Here is a 19,854-nt window from a genome sequence, read left to right on the forward strand (position 1 = left end):
GTTTTTTCAGGCTTTTTCCAGAGGATAACTTTGTGCGCGAGCCAATACTTGCCCCCAATCTCTGTTAGCGCATCTGTGGATAAGATGTTCGCTGTCCTCTACAGGCCATATAAACCGGGCTTATCAGGCTTGTGATCAAAAAACGATCAAATCGTCGTTTTAGACCGGGAAACCTCGCGCAAACCCAGATTTATCGCGGCTTCCAACGGTTTTCCACAGATCAGGCCAAGTTGCCCCCAAAGTCTGTTGGCGCTTCTGTGGATAAGGTGTTCGCCATCCTCTGCAAGCCACGTATGACGTGGCTTTCAAGCTTTCGATCAAAAAACAACCAATCACTGCTCAAAACCCTGCTTCTGGATAAGTCACGGATTTTCTTCAGTTTCTGTGGAGAAATTTTGCGCGGTAAACCGAGTTGTCCCCATTTGCTGTGGGCGAAGGTGTGGATAACTTGTTCGCGAACCTCTACAGCCCCATGCCAGCGGCAGCTCTAAAGCGATTGAACGAAATTTGAACAATAAAAAACCGCGAAACAGGTTCGCGGTTTTTTGTCTCAGCGGATCGGTCAGCCTTGAACCGGAACCCCTTTGAGGTAAGGCGCAGGTTCCGCGCCCAGGTTGTTCAGCAAACGCTCGCTGTACCAGTCCACGAAGTTCACCACGCCAAACTCATAGGTCTTGGAGTAAGGGCCTGGCTGGTACGCGGTGGAGTTGATGCCGCGCTGGTTCTCTTCGGCCAGGCGACGGTCCTGGTTGTTGGTCTCATCCCAGACCTTGCGCATGCGCTCCACGTCGTAGTCCACGCCTTCGACTGCGTCCTTGTGCACGATCCACTTGGTGGTGACCATGGTTTCCTGAGCGCTGATTGGCCACACGGTGAACACAATGATGTGGTCGCCCATGCAGTGGTTCCACGAGTGCGGCAGGTGCAGGATGCGCATCGAGCCCAGGTCCGGGTTCTTGATGCGGCCCATGAGCTTGGCGCAGCCTTGTTTGCCGTCCATGGTCATCGACACGGTGCCCTTGAGCAGTGGCATGCGCACGATGCGGTTACGCAGGCCGAAACTGGCGTGGGCGTAAGGAATCTTTTCGGCTTCCCACGCTGCGGCGGAGGCGGCAACGTGATCCTTGAAGGCCTGGTCGGCACGCGGATCGGTCACGTCGTCCCATTCCAGCAGGGTTTTCAACAGTTCCGGGTGCGACGCGTTGCAGTGGTAGCACTCGCGGTTGTTTTCCAGCACCAGTTTCCAGTTGGCTTTTTCGAACAAGGTGGTCTGGATCGCCACCTTGGTGTTCTCCATGTCGTACGGTTCCATGTAATGGTTCAGCGTCGACAGGAAGTCATCGATGGCCGGCGGGTTCTCCGACAGGCTGATGAAGATGTAGCCACCAGCGGTCTTCACGTTCACCGGCTTGAGGCCGTACTGCTTCATGTCGAAGTCGTCGCCCATTTCGGTACCGGCGAACAACAGGCGACCGTCCAGCTCGTAGGTCCACTGGTGGTAGTGGCAAACCAGTTTGGCGACTTTGCCTTTTTCACTGGTGCACAGCCGCGAACCACGGTGACGGCAGACGTTATGGAACGCGTGAACCACGCCTTCAGCGCCGCGAATCACGATGATCGGGTTCTTGCCGATTTGCAGGGTCAGGAAGTTGCCCTTGGTAGGGATTTCGCAGGTCATGCCGGCGATCAACCACTCTTTCTGAAAGATTTCCTGCATGTCGATATCAAACAGCCGCTCGTCAGAGTAAAACGGCTGCGGCAGCGAGAAAGTACGCTCGCGCTCTTGCAGCATCTGCGCGGTGGCCTTGCGTGCGGGTTCCAGTGGATCGCCCAGGCTCAGGGTAGTGGTGACGTCCATCATTTAATCCTCAAGGCCATTCTGTGTGGCCGGCGAAAGTGGCTTGGCAGCCGGTGTGGCGGGTTTGGATGGGCAAGTTCGGCGCCTGAAGTCCTGATCCTGCGTTGCCGCTCCTCCCCATAGCGAGCTATGAGTCGTCGCGGCGCCTTGGCTCAGAACTTCATGCATCCGAACCTGCTCCACCCAAGCCCGCCACACCGGCTACGGTTTGCTACGCAAGGGTGTATAGGTTGTGTCTTGGTATGGAGCGAGTGTGGGGCCGCCGCTGGGCAGAACCTTATCCATGGGCGACATGGCCCAATCTGTTCCCGACGCGCAACCCCCGGTAGATGCAGGCTGGTCGCGATAAGTATGTGAATGTCGCAGATAGGTAAATGGGTGGTTCGCACGTTACGCAGAATCGCCAACATAAGGCCGACCATCGGCGGTGGAGAACAGCATGTCCAACAGCTTCCTGAATCCGGTAACCACCCAGACCTGGGCCAATGGTCGACACATCGTCCGTTGCGTCAAAGTCATCCAGGAAACCTGGGATGTGCGCACCTTCTGCTTTATGGCTGACCAGCCAATCCTGTTCTTCTTTAAGCCGGGGCAGTTTGTCACCCTGGAGCTGGAAATCGAAGGCGTGCCGATCATGCGCTCCTACACCATTTCCAGCTCGCCATCGGTGCCGTACAGCTTTTCGGTGACCATCAAGCGTGTGCCGGGCGGCAAAGTCTCCAACTGGCTGCACGACACCCTGCACGAAGGCCAGGAGCTGGCGGTGCACGGGCCGGTCGGGCTGTTCAACGCCATGGATTTCACCGCGCCGAAGGTGCTGTACCTCAGCGGCGGTGTCGGTATCACGCCAGTCATGTCGATGGCTCGCTGGTTCTACGACACCAACGGCAACGTCGACATGGTGTTTATCCACAGCGCCCGTTCGCCCAAAGACATCATTTATCACCGCGAGCTGGAACATATGGCGTCGCGGATCGATAACTTCAGCCTGCACCTGATCTGCGAGAAGCATGGTCTGGGTGAGCCGTGGGCCGGTTATCGCGGTTACCTGAACCACAAGATGCTCGAACTGATGGCGCCGGACTTCATGGAGCGCGAAGTGTTCTGCTGCGGCCCGACGCCGTACATGACCGCGGTCAAGCGCATGCTCGAAACCGCCGGTTTCGACATGTCGCGTTACCATGAAGAATCCTTCGGGGCCACGCCAGCGGAAGCCCGCGCCGATGCGGTGGAGCAAGCCGAACAAGCGGCGGATGCGCCGGAAGTCGACGCGGCGGATCTGCATCAGGTGGAATTCACTGCGTCCGGCAAGAGCATTCGTGTTGCACCGGGTGAAACCGTGCATGCGGCGGCGGCCAAGCTTGGCCTGCTGATTCCGAAAGCCTGCGGGATGGGGATCTGCGGGACGTGCAAGGTGATGAAGCTGGGTGGCGAGGTCGAAATGGACCACAACGGCGGGATCACCGAGGAAGACGAAGCGGAAGGGTTCATTCTTTCGTGCTGCAGCGTGCCGAAAGGGGATGTGCGCATCGAGTTTTGATTTGAGGTTGGAAGGTTAATTAACTTCAAGATCCACCCCTCATCGGAACGCCGCCCGCCCATCCCTCTCCCCACAGGGGAGAGGGGGAAAGGGGGCGGATCTCCATCGCATCTAAAATCTAAGTTCGACTCGATATTTCAGGTCGCAGCATTTCGACTAAACACCTCGGTCAGTCCCCTCTACCCTCTGGGGAGAGGGTTAGGGTGAGGGGTGGATCTAGCTGACACCCTAAACCACTCAGTCGACAAACAGGTCCGGCATCAGCGGGTCGGTGGTGTCGGGCGCAAACCGATATTGTTCAAAATCCGTCATCCCGTTTTCACCCAGAATCTCCTCATCAATCAACAAGCGACCAGTAATGCTGCGACCGCTGCTGCTCAGAATTACGTGGGCGGCGTCGGCCATGATCGCGGGCGTACGCGCATGTTTGAACGACTCGCGTGACCCCAGCTGAAATTCAATGGCGGCAGTGGCGATCATGGTTTGCGGCCACAACGAATTGACGCTGATGCCGTAGTTCTTGAATTCCTCGCTCATGCCCATGGTCAGCATGCTCATGCCGTATTTGGTCACGGTGTAAGGGCTGTATTGAGCAAACCACTTGGTCGCCAGATTCAGTGGCGGGGAAAGGCTGAGGATGTGTCCGGCGCTTTTCTTCAGATAGGGCAGGGCGGCCTGGCTGCACAGGAGCACGGCGCGGGTGTTGATCTGGTGCATCAGGTCGAAGCGCTTGAGTTCGATGTGCTGAACCCCGGTCAGCTTGATCGCGCCGGCATTGTTGATCAGCGCATCAATGCCGCCGAAATGCTCGTTGGCCTGGGCCAATGCCTCACGCACCGCGACTTCATCACGCACATCCACCTGCAAGGCCAACGCCTTGCCGCCCGCGGCTTCAACTTCCTTCGCCACACTGAAAATCGTGCCCGGCAACTTGGGGTGCGGCTCGGCGCTTTTAGCGGCAATCACAATATTGGCGCCATCCCGCGCGGCGCGCAGCGCGATCTCACGACCAATCCCACGGCTGGCGCCGGTAATGAACAGGGTTTTGCCTTGTAAGGACATGCGTGCGCTCCTGATTGTTTTTATGTGAGCGGAGGCTCGCCAAACAATGTAGACCAAGAGTATGAGAGTCGAAATCAGGAGGCAGCGTCAGGAGATTTTTGTGGCGAGGGAGCTTGCTCCCGCTGGGCAGCGAAGCAGCCCCAGACTCTGAAAATGCGGTCTGCCTGACAGACCGCATTGTTTGATCTCACGACTGCTGCGCAGTCGAACGGGAGCAAGCTCCCTCGCCACAGGAGTTGTGCGCGTTAGCGGGACATGACTTCGCGGATGTCGGCGGCCAATTCCCGTACGCGCTCTTCTTCGGTGTCCCACGAGCACATGAAGCGTGCGCCGCCGTTGCCGATGAAGGTGTAGAAGCGCCAGCCCTTGGCCGTCAGTGCGGCGATGGCCGGTTCCGACAGTTGCAGGAACACGCCGTTGGCCTGTACCGGGAACATCAGTTCCACGCCTGGAATGTCGCTGACCAGTTCAGCCAACAGCTGCGCGCAGTGGTTGGCGTGGCGGGCGTATTTGAGCCAGGCGTCGTTTTCCAGAATCCCGACCCACGGCGCCGAGAGGAAACGCATCTTCGAGGCCAGTTGCCCGGCCTGTTTGCAGCGGTAGTCGAAGTCTTCGGCCAGTTTGTGGTTGAAGAACAGAATCGCTTCCCCTACCGCCATGCCGTTTTTCGTGCCGCCGAAGCACAACACGTCGACACCGGCCTTCCAGGTCAGGTCGGCCGGCGTGCAGCCAAGGAAAGCGCAGGCGTTGGAGAATCGCGCGCCGTCCATGTGCAAGTTCAGGCCCAGCTCTTTGCAGGTGGCGCTGATGGCGCGGATTTCTTCCGGGGTGTAGACGCTGCCGACTTCGGTCGCCTGGGTCAGGGTCACGACGCGCGGTTTCGGGTAGTGGATGTCCTGGCGCTTGAGCGCGATTTCGCGGATCGATTCCGGGGTCAGCTTGCCGTTTTCAGTGCGGGCGATGAGCAGCTTGGAACCGTTGGAAAAGAATTCCGGTGCGCCGCATTCGTCGGTTTCGACGTGGGCGGTTTCCGAGCAGATCACGCTGTGGTAACTCTGGCACAGCGACGACAGGGCCAGGGAGTTGGCCGCGGTGCCGTTGAAGGCGAAGAATACTTCGCAGTCGGTTTCGAACAGTTTGCGGAAATCGTCGGACGCGCGTGCGGTCCATTCGTCGTCGCCATAGGCGCGTTGGTGGCCGTGGTTGGCCTGTTCCATGGCCGCCCAGGCTTCAGGGCAGATACCGGAATAGTTGTCGCTGGCGAATTGTTGGCTCTTATCGGTCATGGCCGGCTTCCGTGGTCGAGGCTCTTATGGTGAAGGGCCTCGTGGTCAATGATGGTGCGCACTTTACCGAAGATCGTCCGGGGAGCACACGCGATGATGCTGTCAGAAAAATACAAAGACGCCGGGCAATTATGCACATGACGCAAAGGGATGGGGCACTGGATCTGCTCAAGTGGCTGGCGCTGTTGAGCATGGTGCTCGATCACCTGCGATATGTCGGTTATTCCGTCGATCTGCTGTATGTGCCGGGACGGTTGGCGTTCCCGTGGTTCTGTCTGGCAATGGCCGCAAACCTGGCGCGGGCCCGCTCGGTGACGACGGACGGCCAGTGGCGTTATCTGGGGTGGTTGCTGTTGTTTAGCGCCATCAGCGAAATTCCCTACCGGATGTACATTCCTGATCCCGACACCTTCAACGTGCTGCCCACGTTGACGTTGGGATTGCTGGTGGCCCGTGGCTGGCAGGACCGAGCGCTGCAAGCGCGGCTATTAGCGGCAAGCGCCTTGCTGCTGGCGGCGCTGTTCCCGGAGCGACTGATGTTCGGCTTCTTCGGCGTGCTGTTGCCGCTGGCGATGTTGCTGGTGATCAAGCGGCCCTGGTACTTCAGCCTGTTACCGGGAGTGGTGTGCCTGGCAGCCAATCAGTGGCCAGTGCTGTATTCCTCCGCGCAGTTTCACAATGTTGAAGCCATCCTCGGCATCGCCGCTTGTCTGATCGCGCCACTGGCCGGCCTGCTTTTGCTACGCCATGCCGGCCGGCTCAAACCTCCACCGCCGATGCGTCGCTGGGCTTACGCGCTCTATCCCGCGCATTTCCTGTTATTGCTGGCTCTACGCGAAGGGTTGGCGAAGCTGTCCGGTTGAGTTCATTTATCCCTGTGCGCCTGCCTATGTCGTAAACGCACCTTTGCGTGGCGTCCGTAGGCATTTGGCCTGTCTGCGCCGGTCATACCATCGCATTCAAAGGGCACTGTCGAAACACCAGTGCCTTACCGAGACGAATGGCGCATAGATGCCGCTGGGAGAGACGCGATGTTCAGCAAGCAAGACCAGATCCAGGGTTACGACGATGCACTGCTGGCGGCGATGAATGCCGAGGAGCAACGCCAGGAAGATCACATCGAGCTGATCGCGTCAGAGAACTACACCAGCAAACGCGTCATGGAAGCGCAAGGCAGTGGCCTGACCAACAAATACGCCGAAGGCTATCCGGGCAAGCGCTACTACGGTGGCTGCGAGCACGTCGATAAAGTTGAAGCGCTGGCCATCGAACGCGCCAAGCAACTGTTCGGCGCCGATTACGCCAACGTTCAGCCGCACTCCGGCTCCTCGGCCAACAGCGCCGTTTACCTGGCTCTGCTGCAGGCCGGCGACACCATCCTCGGCATGAGCCTGGCCCACGGTGGTCACCTGACCCACGGCGCCAAAGTGTCGTCTTCGGGCAAGCTGTACAACGCCGTGCAGTACGGCATCGACACCAAAACCGGGCTGATCGATTACGACGAAGTCGAGCGCCTGGCCGTCGAGTGCAAGCCTAAGATGATCGTTGCTGGCTTCTCGGCCTATTCCAAGACCCTCGACTTCCCACGCTTCCGTCAGATTGCCGACAAAGTCGGTGCCCTGCTGTTCGTCGACATGGCGCACGTCGCCGGTCTGGTCGCTGCCGGCCTGTACCCGAACCCGCTGCCTTACGCCGACGTTGTGACCACCACCACCCACAAGACCCTGCGCGGTCCACGTGGCGGCCTGATCCTGTGCAAGTCCAACGAAGAAATCGAGAAGAAGCTCAACGCGGCAGTCTTCCCCGGTGCCCAGGGCGGCCCGCTGATGCACGTGATCGCTGGTAAAGCGGTGTGCTTCAAGGAAGCGCTGGAGCCTGGCTTCAAGGCTTACCAGCAACAAGTGATCGACAACGCCCAGGCCATGGCAGGCGTATTTATCAAACGCGGCTACGATGTAGTGTCCGGCGGTACCGATAACCACCTGTTCCTGGTCAGCCTGATCCGTCAGGGCCTCACCGGCAAAGAGGCGGACGCAGCACTCGGTCGCGCCCACATCACCGTGAACAAGAACGCTGTCCCGAACGATCCACAGTCGCCGTTCGTGACCTCCGGCCTGCGCATCGGCACCCCGGCGGTGACCACTCGCGGCTTCAAGGTTACCCAGTGCGTCACGCTTGCCGGCTGGATCTGCGACATCCTCGACAACCTCGGCGACGCCGACGTAGAGGCCAATGTTGCGCAGCAAGTTTCGGCCCTGTGCGCGGACTTCCCGGTTTATCGCTGAGCGCGGTTTTGGAGTAAATGACTATGCAACGCTACTCGGGCTTCGGCCTCTTCAAACACTCCCTCAGCCATCACGAAAACTGGCAGAAAATGTGGCGCACGCCGACCCCTAAAAAGGTCTATGACGTGGTCATCGTCGGCGGTGGCGGGCATGGTCTGGCGACCGCTTACTACCTGGCCAAGGAACACGGCATCACTAACGTGGCCGTGGTCGAGAAAGGCTGGCTGGGCGGCGGTAACACCGCGCGCAACACCACCATCGTTCGCTCCAACTACCTGTGGGACGAGTCGGCGCACCTGTATGAGCACGCGATGAAATTGTGGGAAGGCCTGTCCCAGGACCTGAACTACAACGTGATGTTCTCCCAGCGCGGCGTCTACAACTTGTGCCACACCCTGCAGGACATTCGTGATTCCGAGCGTCGGGTCAGCGCCAACCGCCTCAACGGCGTGGACGGCGAACTGCTCGATGCCAAGCAAGTGGCCGACGAGATTCCGTACCTCGACTGCTCCAAGAACACCCGCTACCCGGTGATGGGCGCCACCGTCCAGCGTCGCGGCGGCGTGGCCCGTCACGATGCCGTGGCCTGGGGTTTTGCCCGTGCCGCCGACGCACTCGGCGTGGACCTGATCCAGCAGACCGAAGTGATCGGTTTCCGCAAGGAAAACGGCGTGTGTATCGGCGTTGAAACCAACAAGGGCTTCATCGGCGCCAAGCGCGTCGGTGTGGTCACTGCGGGTAACTCCGGGCACATGGCCAAACTCGCCGGTTTCCGCCTGCCGATCGAATCCCACCCGCTGCAAGCGCTGGTGTCCGAGCCGATCAAGCCGATTATCGACAGCGTGATCATGTCCAACGCCGTGCACGGTTACATCAGCCAGTCCGACAAGGGCGACCTGGTGATCGGCGCCGGTATCGACGGCTACAACGGCTACGGCCAGCGCGGTTCGTACCCGGTGATCGAACACACCATCCAGGCCATCGTCGAGATGTTCCCGGTGCTGTCCCGCGTACGCATGAACCGTCAGTGGGGCGGCATCGTCGACACCACCCCGGATGCGTGCCCGATCATTTCGAAAACCCCGGTCCCGAACATGTTCTTCAACTGCGGTTGGGGCACCGGTGGCTTCAAGGCCACACCTGGCTCGGGCAACGTGTTTGCTGCGAGTCTGGCCAAGGGTGAAATGCACCCATTGGCTGCACCTTTCTCCATCGACCGTTTCCACAACGGTGCGTTGATCGACGAACACGGCGCTGCTGCGGTTGCCCACTAACAGGAGAAATCCCCATGTTGCATATCTTCTGTCCTCACTGCGGCGAGCTGCGCTCTGAAGAGGAATTCCACGCATCCGGCCAGGCGCATATCCCGCGTCCACTGGATCCGAACAGCTGCACCGACGAGGAGTGGGGCGACTACATGTTCTTCCGCGATAACCCTCGCGGTCTGCACCACGAGCTGTGGGATCACGTCGCCGGTTGCCGTCAGTATTTCAACGCCACCCGTGACACCGTGACCTACGAGATTCTCGAAACCTACAAGATCGGCGCCAAGCCACAATTCACCGACAAGACCGATAGCCCGAAAGCGGCCGCCACGGCTCTGGGAGAGAAGGTATGAGCCAGATCAATCGCCTGTCCAACGGCGGACGGATCGACCGCAACAAAGTGCTGAGCTTCACCTTCAACGGCCAGACCTACAAAGGCTTTGAAGGCGATTCCCTGGCCGCGGCCTTGCTGGCCAACGGCGTCGACATCATCGGTCGCAGCTTCAAGTACTCCCGTCCGCGCGGCATTTTCGCTGCGGGCGCCGAAGAGCCGAACGCCGTGCTGCAAATCGGCGCGACCGAAGCCACGCAGATCCCGAACGTACGCGCCACGCAACAAGCGCTGTACCAAGGTCTGGTCGCCACCAGCACCAACGGCTGGCCGAGCGTGAACAACGACATGATGGGGATTCTCGGCAAGGTCGGCGGCAAGCTGATGCCGCCGGGCTTCTACTACAAAACCTTCATGTACCCGCAATCGTTCTGGATGACTTACGAGAAATACATTCGTAAGGCCGCCGGTCTTGGCCGCTCGCCGACCGAGAACGATCCGGACACCTACGACTACATGAACCAGCACTGCGACGTGCTGATCGTCGGCGCTGGCCCTGCTGGCCTGGCCGCTGCACTGGCGGCTGCCCGCAGCGGTGCCCGTGTGATCCTCGCCGATGAACAGGAAGAGTTCGGCGGCAGCCTGCTCGACTCCCGCGAAAGCCTCGACGGCAAACCGGCCACCGAATGGGTTGCCAGTGTCATCGCCGAGCTCAAGGACACCCCGGACGTGCTGCTGTTGCCGCGCGCCACGGTCAACGGCTACCACGACCATAACTTCCTGACCATTCACGAACGCCTGACCGATCACCTCGGCGATCGCGCCCCGATTGGCCAGGTGCGTCAGCGCATTCACCGTGTTCGCGCCAAGCGTGTAGTGCTGGCGACCGGCGCTCACGAGCGTCCGCTGGTTTACGGCAACAACGACGTGCCGGGCAACATGCTCGCCGGCGCTGTGTCGACTTACGTTCGTCGTTACGGCGTGGCACCGGGCAAAAAACTGGTGCTGTCGACCAACAACGATCACGCCTACCGCGTGGCACTGGACTGGCTCGACGCCAGCCTGCAAGTCGTCGCTATCGCCGATGCCCGCAGCAATCCGCGCGGTGCGCTGGTTGAAGAAGCACGCGCCAAAGGCATCCGCATCCTGACCGGCAGCGCCGTGATCGAGGCGCGTGGCAGCAAGCACGTGACCGCCGCTCGCGTTGCCGCGATCGATGTCAAAGCGCACACCGTGACCAGCCCGGGTGAGTGGCTTGAATGCGACCTGGTTGCCAGCTCCGGCGGTTACAGCCCGGTGGTTCACCTGGCGTCGCACTTGGGTGGCAAGCCGATCTGGCGTGAAGACATCCTCGGTTTCGTACCGGGCGAAGCACCGCAGAAACGCGTGTGCGTTGGTGGCATCAACGGCGTCTATGGCCTCGGCGATTCCCTGGCCGATGGTTTTGAAGGCGGCGCTCGCGCAGCCAGCGAAGCCGGTTTCAGCGTGGTCGAAGGCACCTTGCCGAAAGCCCTGAGCCGTCTGGAAGAACCCACTCTGGCGCTGTTCCAGGTGCCGCACGAAAAGAACACCGCACGTGCGCCGAAGCAATTCGTCGACCTGCAAAACGACGTCACCGCTGCCGCCATCGAACTGGCGACCCGCGAAGGCTTCGAGTCGGTCGAGCACGTCAAACGCTACACCGCACTGGGCTTCGGCACTGACCAGGGCAAGCTTGGCAACGTCAACGGCCTGGCCATCGCTGCCCGTTCGCTGAACGTGACCATCCCGCAGATGGGCACCACCATGTTCCGCCCGAACTACACGCCGGTAACCTTCGGCGCCGTGGCCGGCCGTCACTGTGGGCACATCTTCGAGCCAGTTCGTTTCACCGCGCTGCATCACTGGCACGTGAAGAACGGCGCCGAGTTCGAAGACGTCGGTCAGTGGAAACGTCCGTGGTACTTCCCGAAAAACGGTGAAGACCTGCATACCGCCGTGAAGCGCGAATGCAAAGCCGTGCGCGACAGCGTTGGCCTGCTGGACGCTTCGACCCTGGGCAAAATCGACATCCAGGGCCCGGATTGCCGTGAGTTCCTCAACCGCATCTACACCAACGCCTGGACCAAGCTCGACGTGGGCAAGGCCCGCTATGGCCTGATGTGCAAAGAAGACGGCATGGTCTTCGACGACGGCGTAACCGCCTGTCTCGCCGACAACCACTTCGTGATGACCACCACCACCGGCGGCGCTGCACGCGTGCTGCAATGGCTGGAAATCTACCACCAGACCGAATGGCCAGACCTGAAGGTGTACTTCACTTCCGTGACGGATCACTGGGCAACCATGACCCTGTCCGGGCCGAACAGCCGCAAGCTGCTCAGCGAAGTCACTGACATCGACCTGACCAACGAAGCCTTCCCGTTCATGACCTGGAAAGAAGGCCTGGTCGGCGGTGTGCCGGCGCGGGTGTTCCGGATTTCGTTTACCGGTGAGCTGTCGTACGAAGTCAACGTGCAAGCCGACTACGCCATGGGCGTGCTCGAGAAAATCGTCGAGGCCGGCAAGAAGTACAACCTGACCCCGTACGGCACGGAAACCATGCACGTACTGCGGGCCGAGAAGGGCTTCATCATCGTCGGTCAGGACACTGACAGCTCGATGACCCCGGACGACCTGAACATGGGCTGGTGTGTCGGTCGCACCAAACCGTTCTCGTGGATCGGCTGGCGTGGCATGAACCGTGAAGACTGCGTGCGTGATCAGCGCAAACAGCTGGTTGGCCTGAAGCCGATCGATCCGACCAAATGGCTGCCGGAAGGTGCGCAACTGGTGTTCAACACCAAGCAAACCATCCCGATGACCATGGTCGGTCACGTGACTTCCAGTTACCTGCACAACTCCCTGGGCTATTCGTTTGCCATGGGCGTGGTCAAGGGCGGCTTGAAGCGCATGGGTGAGCGGGTGTTCGCACCGCTGGCCGATGGCAGCGTGATCGAAGCGGAAATCGTTTCTTCGGTGTTCTTCGATCCGAAAGGCGATCGCCAGAACATTTGATGGTTCGGATCCTGTGGAGTGCAGTTGCACCGTGGTGACTTCATCGCGAGCAGGCTCACTCCTACAGGTAATCGCGTACCCCTTGTAGGAGTGAGCCTGCTCGCGATAGCGGTAGATCTGCTTGCACAGGGCTCAAGTCAGAATTCAGGAAAGGTGCTTTATGACCGCAGCCAATGTTTACCAACAACGCCCAACCACTGGGGCCAAGGCCGAGTCGTCGCTGCATCACGCCGACCTCGCCAGCCTGGTGGGCAAAGGTCGCAAAAGCGCCGGCGTGATCGTGCGTGAGAAAAAACTCCTCGGCCACCTGACCATTCGTGGCGATGGTCATGATGCTGCGTTTGCTGCCGGCGTGCACAAAGCCCTCGGTATCGAATTGCCGGGCGCGCTGACCGTCATCGTCAAAGGCGAAACCAGCCTGCAATGGATGGGGCCGGATGAATGGCTGCTGATCGTGCCGACCGGTGAAGAATTCGCCGCCGAGAAGAAACTGCGTGAAGCGCTGGGCGGCCTGCACATCGCGATCACCAACGTCAGCGGCGGCCAGCAGCTCCTCGAACTGAGCGGCCCGAACGTGCGCCAGGTGCTGATGAAGTCCACCAGCTATGACGTGCACCCCAACAGCTTCCCGGTAGGCAAGGCTGTGGGCACCGTGTTTGCCAAGTCGCAACTGGTGATCCGCCACACCGCCGAAGACACCTGGGAACTGCTGATTCGTCGCAGCTTCTCGGATTACTGGTGGTTGTGGTTGCAGGATGCTGCGGCTGAGTACGGGCTTAGTGTTCAGGCTTGAGATCGACCCCTCACCCCAACCCTCTCCCCACGGGGGAGAGGGGGAAAGGGGGCAGATCTCCGCTGTTTTCAGGACCTGAGTTCGACTCGGAACTTCAGGTCGATGTAGCTCCAAGAACAACTCGGTCAGTCCCCTCGCCCCTTTGGGGAGAGGGTTAGGGTGAGGGGGCGATCCTCCTGACACCCCGCAACCAAGGAGTCACCGCACTATGAGCCGCGCCCCAGACACATGGATTCTGACCGCCGACTGCCCAAGCGTTCTCGGCACCGTGGACGCGGTGACCCGCTTTCTGTTCGAGCAGGGCTGCTACGTCACCGAACACCATTCCTTTGATGATCGGCTCTCGGGCCGTTTCTTCATTCGTGTGGAATTCCGTCAGCCTGACGGCTTTGACGAACAAGCCTTCCGCGCAGGGCTCGAAGAGCGTGGCCAAGCCTTTGGCATGATCTTCGAACTGACCGCGCCGAACTACCGCCCGAAAGTGGTGATCATGGTTTCCAAGGCCGATCACTGCCTCAACGATTTGCTCTACCGCCAGCGCATCGGTCAATTGTCGATGGACGTGGCCGCCGTGGTTTCCAACCACCCGGACCTCAAGCCGTTGGCGGACTGGCATCAGATTCCGTACTACCACTTCCCGCTGGACCCGAACGACAAGCCGTCGCAGGAGCGTCAGGTCTGGCAGGTGATCGAAGAGTCCGGCGCCGAACTGGTGATTCTTGCCCGCTACATGCAAGTTCTGTCGCCCGAGCTGTGCCGCAAACTCGACGGCAAGGCGATCAATATCCATCACTCCTTGCTGCCCGGTTTCAAAGGCGCCAAGCCTTATCACCAGGCTTACAACAAGGGCGTAAAGCTGGTCGGCGCCACGGCGCACTACATCAACAACGACCTGGACGAAGGCCCGATCATCGCCCAAGGCGTAGAGGCCGTGGACCACAGCCACTACCCGGAAGATTTGATCGCCAAGGGGCGGGATATCGAAGGGCTGACCCTGGCCCGGGCGGTGGGTTATCACATTGAAAGACGCGTGTTTTTGAACGCCAATCGCACGGTCGTTCTCTAGATCGCTTTCGCGGGCAAGCCTCGCTCCTACAGGATTGAGGTCGATCGCGGAGATGGAGACAACCTCAATCCTGTAGGAGCGAGGCTTGCCCGCGAAGAGGCCCTGACAAACAACGCAAAAAGACACAAGCAACAACCCGAGCAATCAACGCGCCGCCGCTTCATGGCGACGCGACCGCTACATAAAAACAACAGCGAGGTGAAAGCATGTCTGGCAATCGTGGTGTGGTATATCTCGGCGATGGCAAAGTCGAAATACAGAAAATCGACTATCCGAAAATGCAGGACCCGCGCGGCAGGAAGATTAACCATGCTGTCATCCTGCGCGTGGTTTCCACCAATATCTGTGGTTCGGACCAGCACATGGTGCGCGGTCGTACCACCGCTCAAACCGGCCTGGTACTGGGCCACGAAATCACCGGTGAAGTGATCGAGAAGGGCAGCGACGTCGAGAACCTGCAGATCGGCGACCTGGTTTCCGTACCGTTCAACGTCGCTTGCGGGCGCTGCCGTTCCTGCAAAGAGATGCACACCGGTGTTTGCCTCAGCGTTAACCCGGCACGTCCGGGCGGTGCTTACGGTTATGTCGACATGGGCGACTGGACCGGTGGCCAGGCTGAATACGCGATGGTGCCGTATGCCGACTTCAACCTGCTGAAACTCCCGGATCGCGATCGCGCGATGGAAAAAATCCGCGACCTGACCTGCCTCTCCGACATCCTGCCGACCGGTTACCACGGCGCAGTGACGGCTGGCGTTGGCCCAGGCAGCACCGTGTACATCGCAGGTGCCGGCCCGGTCGGTCTGGCCGCCGCCGCTTCCGCTCGCCTGTTGGGCGCGGCCGTGGTGATCATCGGTGACGTCAACACCGTCCGCCTGGCGCACGCCAAGGCGCAGGGTTTCGAAATCGCCGACCTGTCCCTGGACACCCCGCTGCACGAACAAATCGCTGCACTGCTGGGCGAGCCAGAAGTGGATTGCGCCGTCGACGCCGTGGGCTTCGAAGCGCGTGGTCACGGCCATGACGGCGTGAAACACGAGGCTCCGGCCACCGTGCTGAACTCGTTGATGGGCGTGGTACGGGTGGCCGGCAAAATCGGTATCCCAGGCCTGTACGTAACTGAAGATCCGGGTGCTGTGGACGCTGCTGCAAAAATGGGCAGCCTGAGCATTCGCTTCGGTCTGGGCTGGGCTAAATCCCACAGCTTCCACACCGGCCAGACGCCAGTGATGAAGTACAACCGCCAGCTGATGCAGGCGATCATGTGGGACCGTATCCACATTGCCGACATCGTTGGCGTGGAAGTCATCAGCCTCGATGATGCGCCGCGTGGTTATGGCGAGTTCGATGCGGGCGTGCCGAAGAAGTTTGTGATCGATCCGCACAAACTGTTTAGTGCGGCGTAAGGCTTCACGCAACACAAAACGGCGACCCTCGGGTCGCCGTTTTTTTTTGGCTGGAATCGTTGTTGGGTCTGAGAGCCACCCCTCACCCCAGCCCTCTCCCCAGCGGGGAGAGGGGGAAAGGGGGCCGATCTCCAGGCCTTTCAAATCCTGAGTTCGACTCGGACTTTCAGGTCGATGTACATCGAAAGAACAACTCGGTCAGTCCCCTCTACCTCCGGGAGAGGGCTAGGGTGAGGGGGGGGTTACAATGCCGCCAACGCCCCTTGATACAACACCGGCCCCGTCGGTTGCCCCGTCGGCGAACCGCCCTTCGGTTCAAGACTGACCGCCAACGCAATCGGCTTGCCGATCAACGTCTTCTGCGCATCGCTCAGCTCTACGCGCCCCTTGCCGCCCGCTGGAATCACCCCAAGCGAAATCGGCTTGCCATCCGCCGGAATCGCCCACAACTCCAGACTGCGCCCCGGATCAACCGCTGCCAGCGTCAGCGGCTCGACTTTCAGATACTCCTCATGCGCTTCAACCTTCAGCGCAGGCTTCGCGTCCGCGGTCAGCAGCGTGGCGCTGTAACGCGCACTGTCGCGGTTATAAATCACACCCAATGTCACGGCGATCACCAGCGAGCAAACCGCCGCCGTCACTCGCAACCAGTTCCAGAACCGACGTTTTTCCGGCATGTGCAGCACTTGCGGCTCAATCCGCGCCGTAATGCCCTGCCACACCCGCTCCGGCACCGGCTGCTCGGGCAGTGCGTCGGTCAAACTGGTCAGGTTTTCCTGCCACTGCGCCAGTTCCGCGCGCAGTGCTGCGTCCTCCAACAACAACTGTTCGAAACGCCGACGAGCAGCAGAAGGCATCAAACCAATGGCGTAATCGGCGGCGAGGGCGCGGCGCAGGGACGGGGTTTGATAGTTCATGATTCAAGGCACCTGCGCAGTCGCTCCATACCGCGGCGGATCCAGGATTTCACCGAGCCCAGCGGCGCGGCTAGGTGTTCGGCGAGTTCAGAGCAGGACAACCCCTGAAAGTAGGCCACGGTGATCGATTGACGCTGCATGCCCTCGAGGCTTTCCAGGCAGCGGTTCAAGGCCTTGGCCTCACGGGCACTGCTGAGTTGTTCGTGGGCCGATGGGCTTTCATCCACCAGCGCCTGTTCTTCAAGGTCGCTCAACGGCCGGTCGCGGTGTTTGCGCAATTGATCGATGGCCTGATGACGGGTGATGTTGATCATCCAGGTCAGCGGTGCCGACAGATGCGCCTCGTAGCGCGAGGCGTTGTTCCAGATGCGCACGAAGCTTTCCTGCAGCACTTCTTCAGCCAGATCCGGCCGCCCCATGAAACGTAGCGCTACGCCATGCAGTCGTGGGCCGACGCTGCGGTAAAGCGTCTCGAAAGCGCGGCGGTCGCCCAGTGAACACTGAGCCAGAAGCTGCCTGAGCTGATCGGCGTCGGCGATGGGAATGGCAGTTCTCCAGGTAATGAAGGTGGGCTGCGTGAGGTGACGTTTGCAGGCAGAGGTTAGTTCACGGTGCGTCGTTGTTCCATTCACGGGCGGCCACCTCGGAAACCGCCGACCCCGATGGGCGGGGTCGGCGGCACCCTTCAGCTTTTCGGCATCAGCACTTTGTCGATGACCTGTATCACGCCGTTGGACTGGTACACGTCATAGGTGGTGATGTCGGCGACGTCACCTTTTTCATCCTTGATGGTGATGTTGTGCGGGCCGTTCATCATCGCCCACAGCTTGCCGCCTGCGACGGTGGTCAGTTCGGCTTTGCCGCCACCGGCCTTGATCTTCTCGGCCAGGGTTGTCATGTCGAGTTTCCCGGCGACCACGTGGTAGGTGAGGACGTGAGTCAGGGTCGCCTTGTTGGCGGGTTTGAGCAGGGTATCGACCGTGCCGGCCGGCAGGGCGGCGAAGGCCGAGTTGACCGGGGCGAACACGGTGAACGGGCCTTTGCCCTTGAGGGTGTCCACCAGGCCAGCGGCTTTCACGGCGGCGACCAGGGTGGTGTGGTCGGCGGAGTTCACCGCGTTATCGATGATGTCCTTGCTCGGCATCATGCTTTGGCCGCCGACGATGACCGAGTGGCTGGTGTCTGCCGCTTGCACAGTGTTCAGGGCGAATCCGCCACCAAGGGCCAGGGTCAGCAGGCTGGCAATCAACGGCGTTTTGATCGAAGTGCGTTTCATGGTGATGATCCTCGTGATGGGAATCGGCCAGGAATGTCTGTCCGTGCTTGATATACGTGGGCGGGGCCAGACTGGATGCAGCGCCGGACAATTGTTTTTCTGCTGTTCGTCGGGGGCTCGCCAAGACTCGGAACAATCCCCCGGGATGCCAGTCCAACACACGATTTTCCGCCGTCCATTGCCGGGCGGTTTTCATGGCACATGAGGATGTCTGAATGAAGATTTCACGCGGTTTTGCACTGGCTTCGCTGATGTGTCTGGCGGCCGGTCCGGTCTTTGCTCAGTACAGCCTGTTCGATGCGGCCAATGCCATCTCCGGCACGCAGGACGATGACGCCGCCGCGGCCGCGCCAACCGCGCAGACGGCCGATCTGCTGAGTGCGCTCAGCCAATTGAACGTGACGTCACAACAAGCCATTGGCGGTGCCGGGGCGATGCTCGGTCTGGCGAAGAATCAATTGAGTTCGACCGACTACTCGGAATTGGCCAAAAGCGTGCCCGGAATCGACTTGCTTTCCGGTGGCGGTGGACTGGGTGTCCTCAGCGGCTTGCTTGGCTCGTCCGGTACAGCGGCAGGTCTGAACAACGTCCTGGGCAACGTGAAGAACGCCAACGACCTGAACAGTGCCTTCAGCGCATTGGGCATGGACACGAGTATGGTCGGCCTGTTTGCCCCCGTGCTTCTGCAATTTTTCGGTCAGCAGGGCGTTGGCAGTTCGCTGCTGACAAACCTGGGCGGGATCTGGGGCGCAGGCACCGGTACCTGATTCAGCGGCGCTCGGCGCGCAACGCGTCGATGCGCTGGTCCTTCTCGATCCAGAGCTGGTTGACCCAGTTCTGGATGGTTTCGCGAAACTGCGGATCATTTTCGTAATCGCCCTGCCACAGCGCCGGGTCGAGTTCGCGGGTCTTGATGTCGATGATGACCCTCGGCACGTTGCCGCTGAGCAAATCCCAGAACCCCGGAATCGACTGCTGCGGATACACCACCGTCACATCGAGAACGGCGTCGAGCTGTTCACCCATTGCCGCCAGAACAAACGCCACGCCACCCGCCTTGGGCCGGAGCAGGTGGGTGAAGGGTGATTGCTGCTGGGCACGTTTCGCGGCGGTAAAGCGTGTGCCTTCCAGGTAATTGACCACCGTCACCGGTTGACGCTTGTACAACTCGCACGCCGCCTGGGTGATCTCCAGGTCCTTGCCGGCCAGCTCAGGGTGCTTCGCCAGGAATGCCTTGGTGTAGCGTTTCATGAACGGGTAATCCAGCGCCCACCACGCCAGCCCCAGGAACGGCACCCAGATCAGCTCTTTCTTGAGGAAGAACTTGAAGAACGGTGTGCGCCGGTTCAGCGTTTGAATCAGTGCCGGGATATCCACCCAGGATTGATGGTTGCTGATCACCAGATACGACGTGTCGACCCGCAGGTCATTGCCGCCACGGATGTCCCATTGCGTGGGGATGCACAGGCGGAAAATCAGCTTGTCGATTTCGGCCCAGGTCTCGGCGATCCCCATCACTGTCCATGAGGCGTAATCACGCAAGCGCCCGGGCAGGACCAGTTTGAGCAAGGCGAACACCATCAGCGGCCCGAACAGGACCAGGGTGTTGAGCAACAGCAGCAGGGTAACGAAACAGCCGGTGAGCAGGCGGCGCATAAATAACTCTTGAACGCATTTGGGCGCGCAATGATAAGCAGCTTCGGACGGCAGGCCAAATCGGCTACGACGAATGT

Annotated in this window: 17 protein-coding genes; 10 read left to right on the forward strand and 7 right to left on the reverse strand. The window is 60.2% G+C overall.

What is annotated here, in order from left to right; all coding sequences use genetic code 11:
* Positions 1-562: 562 nt before the first annotated feature.
* Positions 563-1,858 (reverse strand): glycine-betaine demethylase subunit GbcA, encoded by a 1,296-nt coding sequence (gene gbcA / locus ABH912_RS22890; RefSeq protein WP_429511726.1) that lies wholly within the window; start codon positions 1,856-1,858, stop codon positions 563-565.
* A 439-nt stretch (positions 1,859-2,297) separates the two neighbouring features.
* Here gbcA and gbcB point away from each other — a divergent pair, with 439 nt between their 5' ends.
* Complete coding sequence (gbcB, locus tag ABH912_RS22895) at positions 2,298-3,398, forward strand: glycine-betaine demethylase subunit GbcB (RefSeq protein ID WP_033060751.1); 1,101 nt, start codon at positions 2,298-2,300, stop codon at positions 3,396-3,398.
* A 237-nt stretch (positions 3,399-3,635) separates the two neighbouring features.
* On the opposite strand, the gene ABH912_RS22900 is transcribed toward gbcB, so the two are convergent.
* Positions 3,636-4,460: an SDR family oxidoreductase gene (locus ABH912_RS22900; protein ID WP_429511727.1), complete on the reverse strand. Its 825-nt coding sequence runs from the start codon at positions 4,458-4,460 to the stop codon at positions 3,636-3,638.
* Between the two features lie 245 nt (positions 4,461-4,705).
* A complete protein-coding gene (locus ABH912_RS22905) occupies positions 4,706-5,746 on the reverse strand; it encodes a low specificity L-threonine aldolase (RefSeq protein WP_033053959.1) in 1,041 nt (346 codons plus the stop codon).
* Between the two features lie 131 nt (positions 5,747-5,877).
* Between ABH912_RS22905 and ABH912_RS22910 the strand changes: the two genes are divergently transcribed.
* The 8 genes from ABH912_RS22910 to fdhA all read left to right on the forward strand — a co-directional run bounded on the left by ABH912_RS22910 (position 5,878) and on the right by fdhA (position 15,928).
* A complete protein-coding gene (locus ABH912_RS22910) occupies positions 5,878-6,609 on the forward strand; it encodes a TraX family protein (protein ID WP_429511728.1) in 732 nt (243 codons plus the stop codon).
* A gap of 168 nt (positions 6,610-6,777) precedes the next feature.
* Positions 6,778-8,031 carry a serine hydroxymethyltransferase gene (gene glyA / locus ABH912_RS22915; RefSeq protein ID WP_033053962.1) on the forward strand — a complete coding sequence of 418 codons (1,254 nt, stop codon included), beginning with the start codon at positions 6,778-6,780 and terminating at the stop codon, positions 8,029-8,031.
* 23 nt (positions 8,032-8,054) lie between these two features.
* On the forward strand, positions 8,055-9,305 hold the full coding sequence (locus ABH912_RS22920; RefSeq protein WP_007947735.1) for a sarcosine oxidase subunit beta: 1,251 nt from the start codon (positions 8,055-8,057) through the stop codon (positions 9,303-9,305).
* Between the two features lie 14 nt (positions 9,306-9,319).
* Complete coding sequence (locus ABH912_RS22925; protein WP_033053963.1) at positions 9,320-9,649, forward strand: sarcosine oxidase subunit delta; 330 nt, start codon at positions 9,320-9,322, stop codon at positions 9,647-9,649.
* Complete coding sequence (locus ABH912_RS22930; protein ID WP_429511729.1) at positions 9,646-12,663, forward strand: sarcosine oxidase subunit alpha; 3,018 nt, start codon at positions 9,646-9,648, stop codon at positions 12,661-12,663. Before ABH912_RS22925 ends, ABH912_RS22930 begins: the two co-directional genes overlap by 4 nt.
* A 160-nt stretch (positions 12,664-12,823) precedes the next feature.
* Positions 12,824-13,456, forward strand: a complete 633-nt coding sequence (locus tag ABH912_RS22935) for a sarcosine oxidase subunit gamma (protein ID WP_033053965.1) — start codon at positions 12,824-12,826, stop codon at positions 13,454-13,456.
* 208 nt (positions 13,457-13,664) lie between these two features.
* A complete protein-coding gene (gene purU / locus ABH912_RS22940; protein ID WP_008147101.1) occupies positions 13,665-14,522 on the forward strand; it encodes a formyltetrahydrofolate deformylase in 858 nt (285 codons plus the stop codon).
* 206 nt (positions 14,523-14,728) lie between these two features.
* On the forward strand, positions 14,729-15,928 hold the full coding sequence (fdhA, locus tag ABH912_RS22945) for a formaldehyde dehydrogenase, glutathione-independent (protein WP_033053966.1): 1,200 nt from the start codon (positions 14,729-14,731) through the stop codon (positions 15,926-15,928).
* Positions 15,929-16,170: 242 nt separating this feature from the next.
* Here fdhA and ABH912_RS22950 read toward each other — a convergent pair whose 3' ends face one another.
* The 3 genes from ABH912_RS22950 to ABH912_RS22960 are packed head-to-tail and all read right to left on the reverse strand — an operon-like array spanning position 16,171 to position 18,121.
* A complete protein-coding gene (locus ABH912_RS22950; RefSeq protein WP_429511730.1) occupies positions 16,171-16,845 on the reverse strand; it encodes an anti-sigma factor in 675 nt (224 codons plus the stop codon).
* The gene (locus ABH912_RS22955) at positions 16,842-17,477 is read right to left on the reverse strand and encodes a sigma-70 family RNA polymerase sigma factor (RefSeq protein ID WP_429511731.1); all 636 of its coding nucleotides are present in this window, start codon (positions 17,475-17,477) and stop codon (positions 16,842-16,844) included. Before ABH912_RS22955 ends, ABH912_RS22950 begins: the two co-directional genes overlap by 4 nt.
* A gap of 53 nt (positions 17,478-17,530) precedes the next feature.
* A complete protein-coding gene (locus tag ABH912_RS22960) occupies positions 17,531-18,121 on the reverse strand; it encodes a fasciclin domain-containing protein (protein ID WP_033053969.1) in 591 nt (196 codons plus the stop codon).
* Between the two features lie 215 nt (positions 18,122-18,336).
* Here ABH912_RS22960 and ABH912_RS22965 point away from each other — a divergent pair, with 215 nt between their 5' ends.
* The gene (locus tag ABH912_RS22965) at positions 18,337-18,888 is read left to right on the forward strand and encodes a DUF2780 domain-containing protein (RefSeq protein ID WP_429511732.1); all 552 of its coding nucleotides are present in this window, start codon (positions 18,337-18,339) and stop codon (positions 18,886-18,888) included.
* Position 18,889: 1 nt separating this feature from the next.
* Here ABH912_RS22965 and ABH912_RS22970 read toward each other — a convergent pair whose 3' ends face one another.
* Positions 18,890-19,777, reverse strand: coding sequence for an acyltransferase (locus ABH912_RS22970; protein ID WP_033053972.1), 888 nt, complete (start codon positions 19,775-19,777; stop codon positions 18,890-18,892).
* Between the last annotated feature and the right edge of the window lie 77 nt (positions 19,778-19,854).

The organism is Pseudomonas sp. BT76 TE3572 (genome assembly GCF_050435365.1).
GTDB lineage: Bacteria > Pseudomonadota > Gammaproteobacteria > Pseudomonadales > Pseudomonadaceae > Aquipseudomonas > Aquipseudomonas fluorescens_W.

Excerpts from the sequence above, each read along its gene's own strand:
- gbcA (WP_429511726.1), bottom strand. The coding sequence starts at position 1,858 with ATGGACGTCACCACTACCCTGAGCCTGGGCGATCCACTGGAACCCGCA.
- ABH912_RS22925 (WP_033053963.1), top strand. The coding sequence starts at position 9,320 with ATGTTGCATATCTTCTGTCCTCACTGCGGCGAGCTGCGCTCTGAAGAG.
- ABH912_RS22920 (WP_007947735.1), top strand. The coding sequence starts at position 8,055 with ATGCAACGCTACTCGGGCTTCGGCCTCTTCAAACACTCCCTCAGCCAT.
- purU (WP_008147101.1), top strand. The coding sequence starts at position 13,665 with ATGAGCCGCGCCCCAGACACATGGATTCTGACCGCCGACTGCCCAAGC.
- ABH912_RS22965 (WP_429511732.1), top strand. The coding sequence starts at position 18,337 with ATGAAGATTTCACGCGGTTTTGCACTGGCTTCGCTGATGTGTCTGGCG.
- gbcB (WP_033060751.1), top strand. The coding sequence starts at position 2,298 with ATGTCCAACAGCTTCCTGAATCCGGTAACCACCCAGACCTGGGCCAAT.
- ABH912_RS22970 (WP_033053972.1), bottom strand. The coding sequence starts at position 19,777 with ATGCGCCGCCTGCTCACCGGCTGTTTCGTTACCCTGCTGCTGTTGCTC.
- ABH912_RS22930 (WP_429511729.1), top strand. The coding sequence starts at position 9,646 with ATGAGCCAGATCAATCGCCTGTCCAACGGCGGACGGATCGACCGCAAC.
- ABH912_RS22935 (WP_033053965.1), top strand. The coding sequence starts at position 12,824 with ATGACCGCAGCCAATGTTTACCAACAACGCCCAACCACTGGGGCCAAG.
- ABH912_RS22910 (WP_429511728.1), top strand. The coding sequence starts at position 5,878 with ATGCACATGACGCAAAGGGATGGGGCACTGGATCTGCTCAAGTGGCTG.
- ABH912_RS22950 (WP_429511730.1), bottom strand. The coding sequence starts at position 16,845 with ATGAACTATCAAACCCCGTCCCTGCGCCGCGCCCTCGCCGCCGATTAC.
- ABH912_RS22905 (WP_033053959.1), bottom strand. The coding sequence starts at position 5,746 with ATGACCGATAAGAGCCAACAATTCGCCAGCGACAACTATTCCGGTATC.
- fdhA (WP_033053966.1), top strand. The coding sequence starts at position 14,729 with ATGTCTGGCAATCGTGGTGTGGTATATCTCGGCGATGGCAAAGTCGAA.
- glyA (WP_033053962.1), top strand. The coding sequence starts at position 6,778 with ATGTTCAGCAAGCAAGACCAGATCCAGGGTTACGACGATGCACTGCTG.
- ABH912_RS22960 (WP_033053969.1), bottom strand. The coding sequence starts at position 18,121 with ATGAAACGCACTTCGATCAAAACGCCGTTGATTGCCAGCCTGCTGACC.
- ABH912_RS22900 (WP_429511727.1), bottom strand. The coding sequence starts at position 4,460 with ATGTCCTTACAAGGCAAAACCCTGTTCATTACCGGCGCCAGCCGTGGG.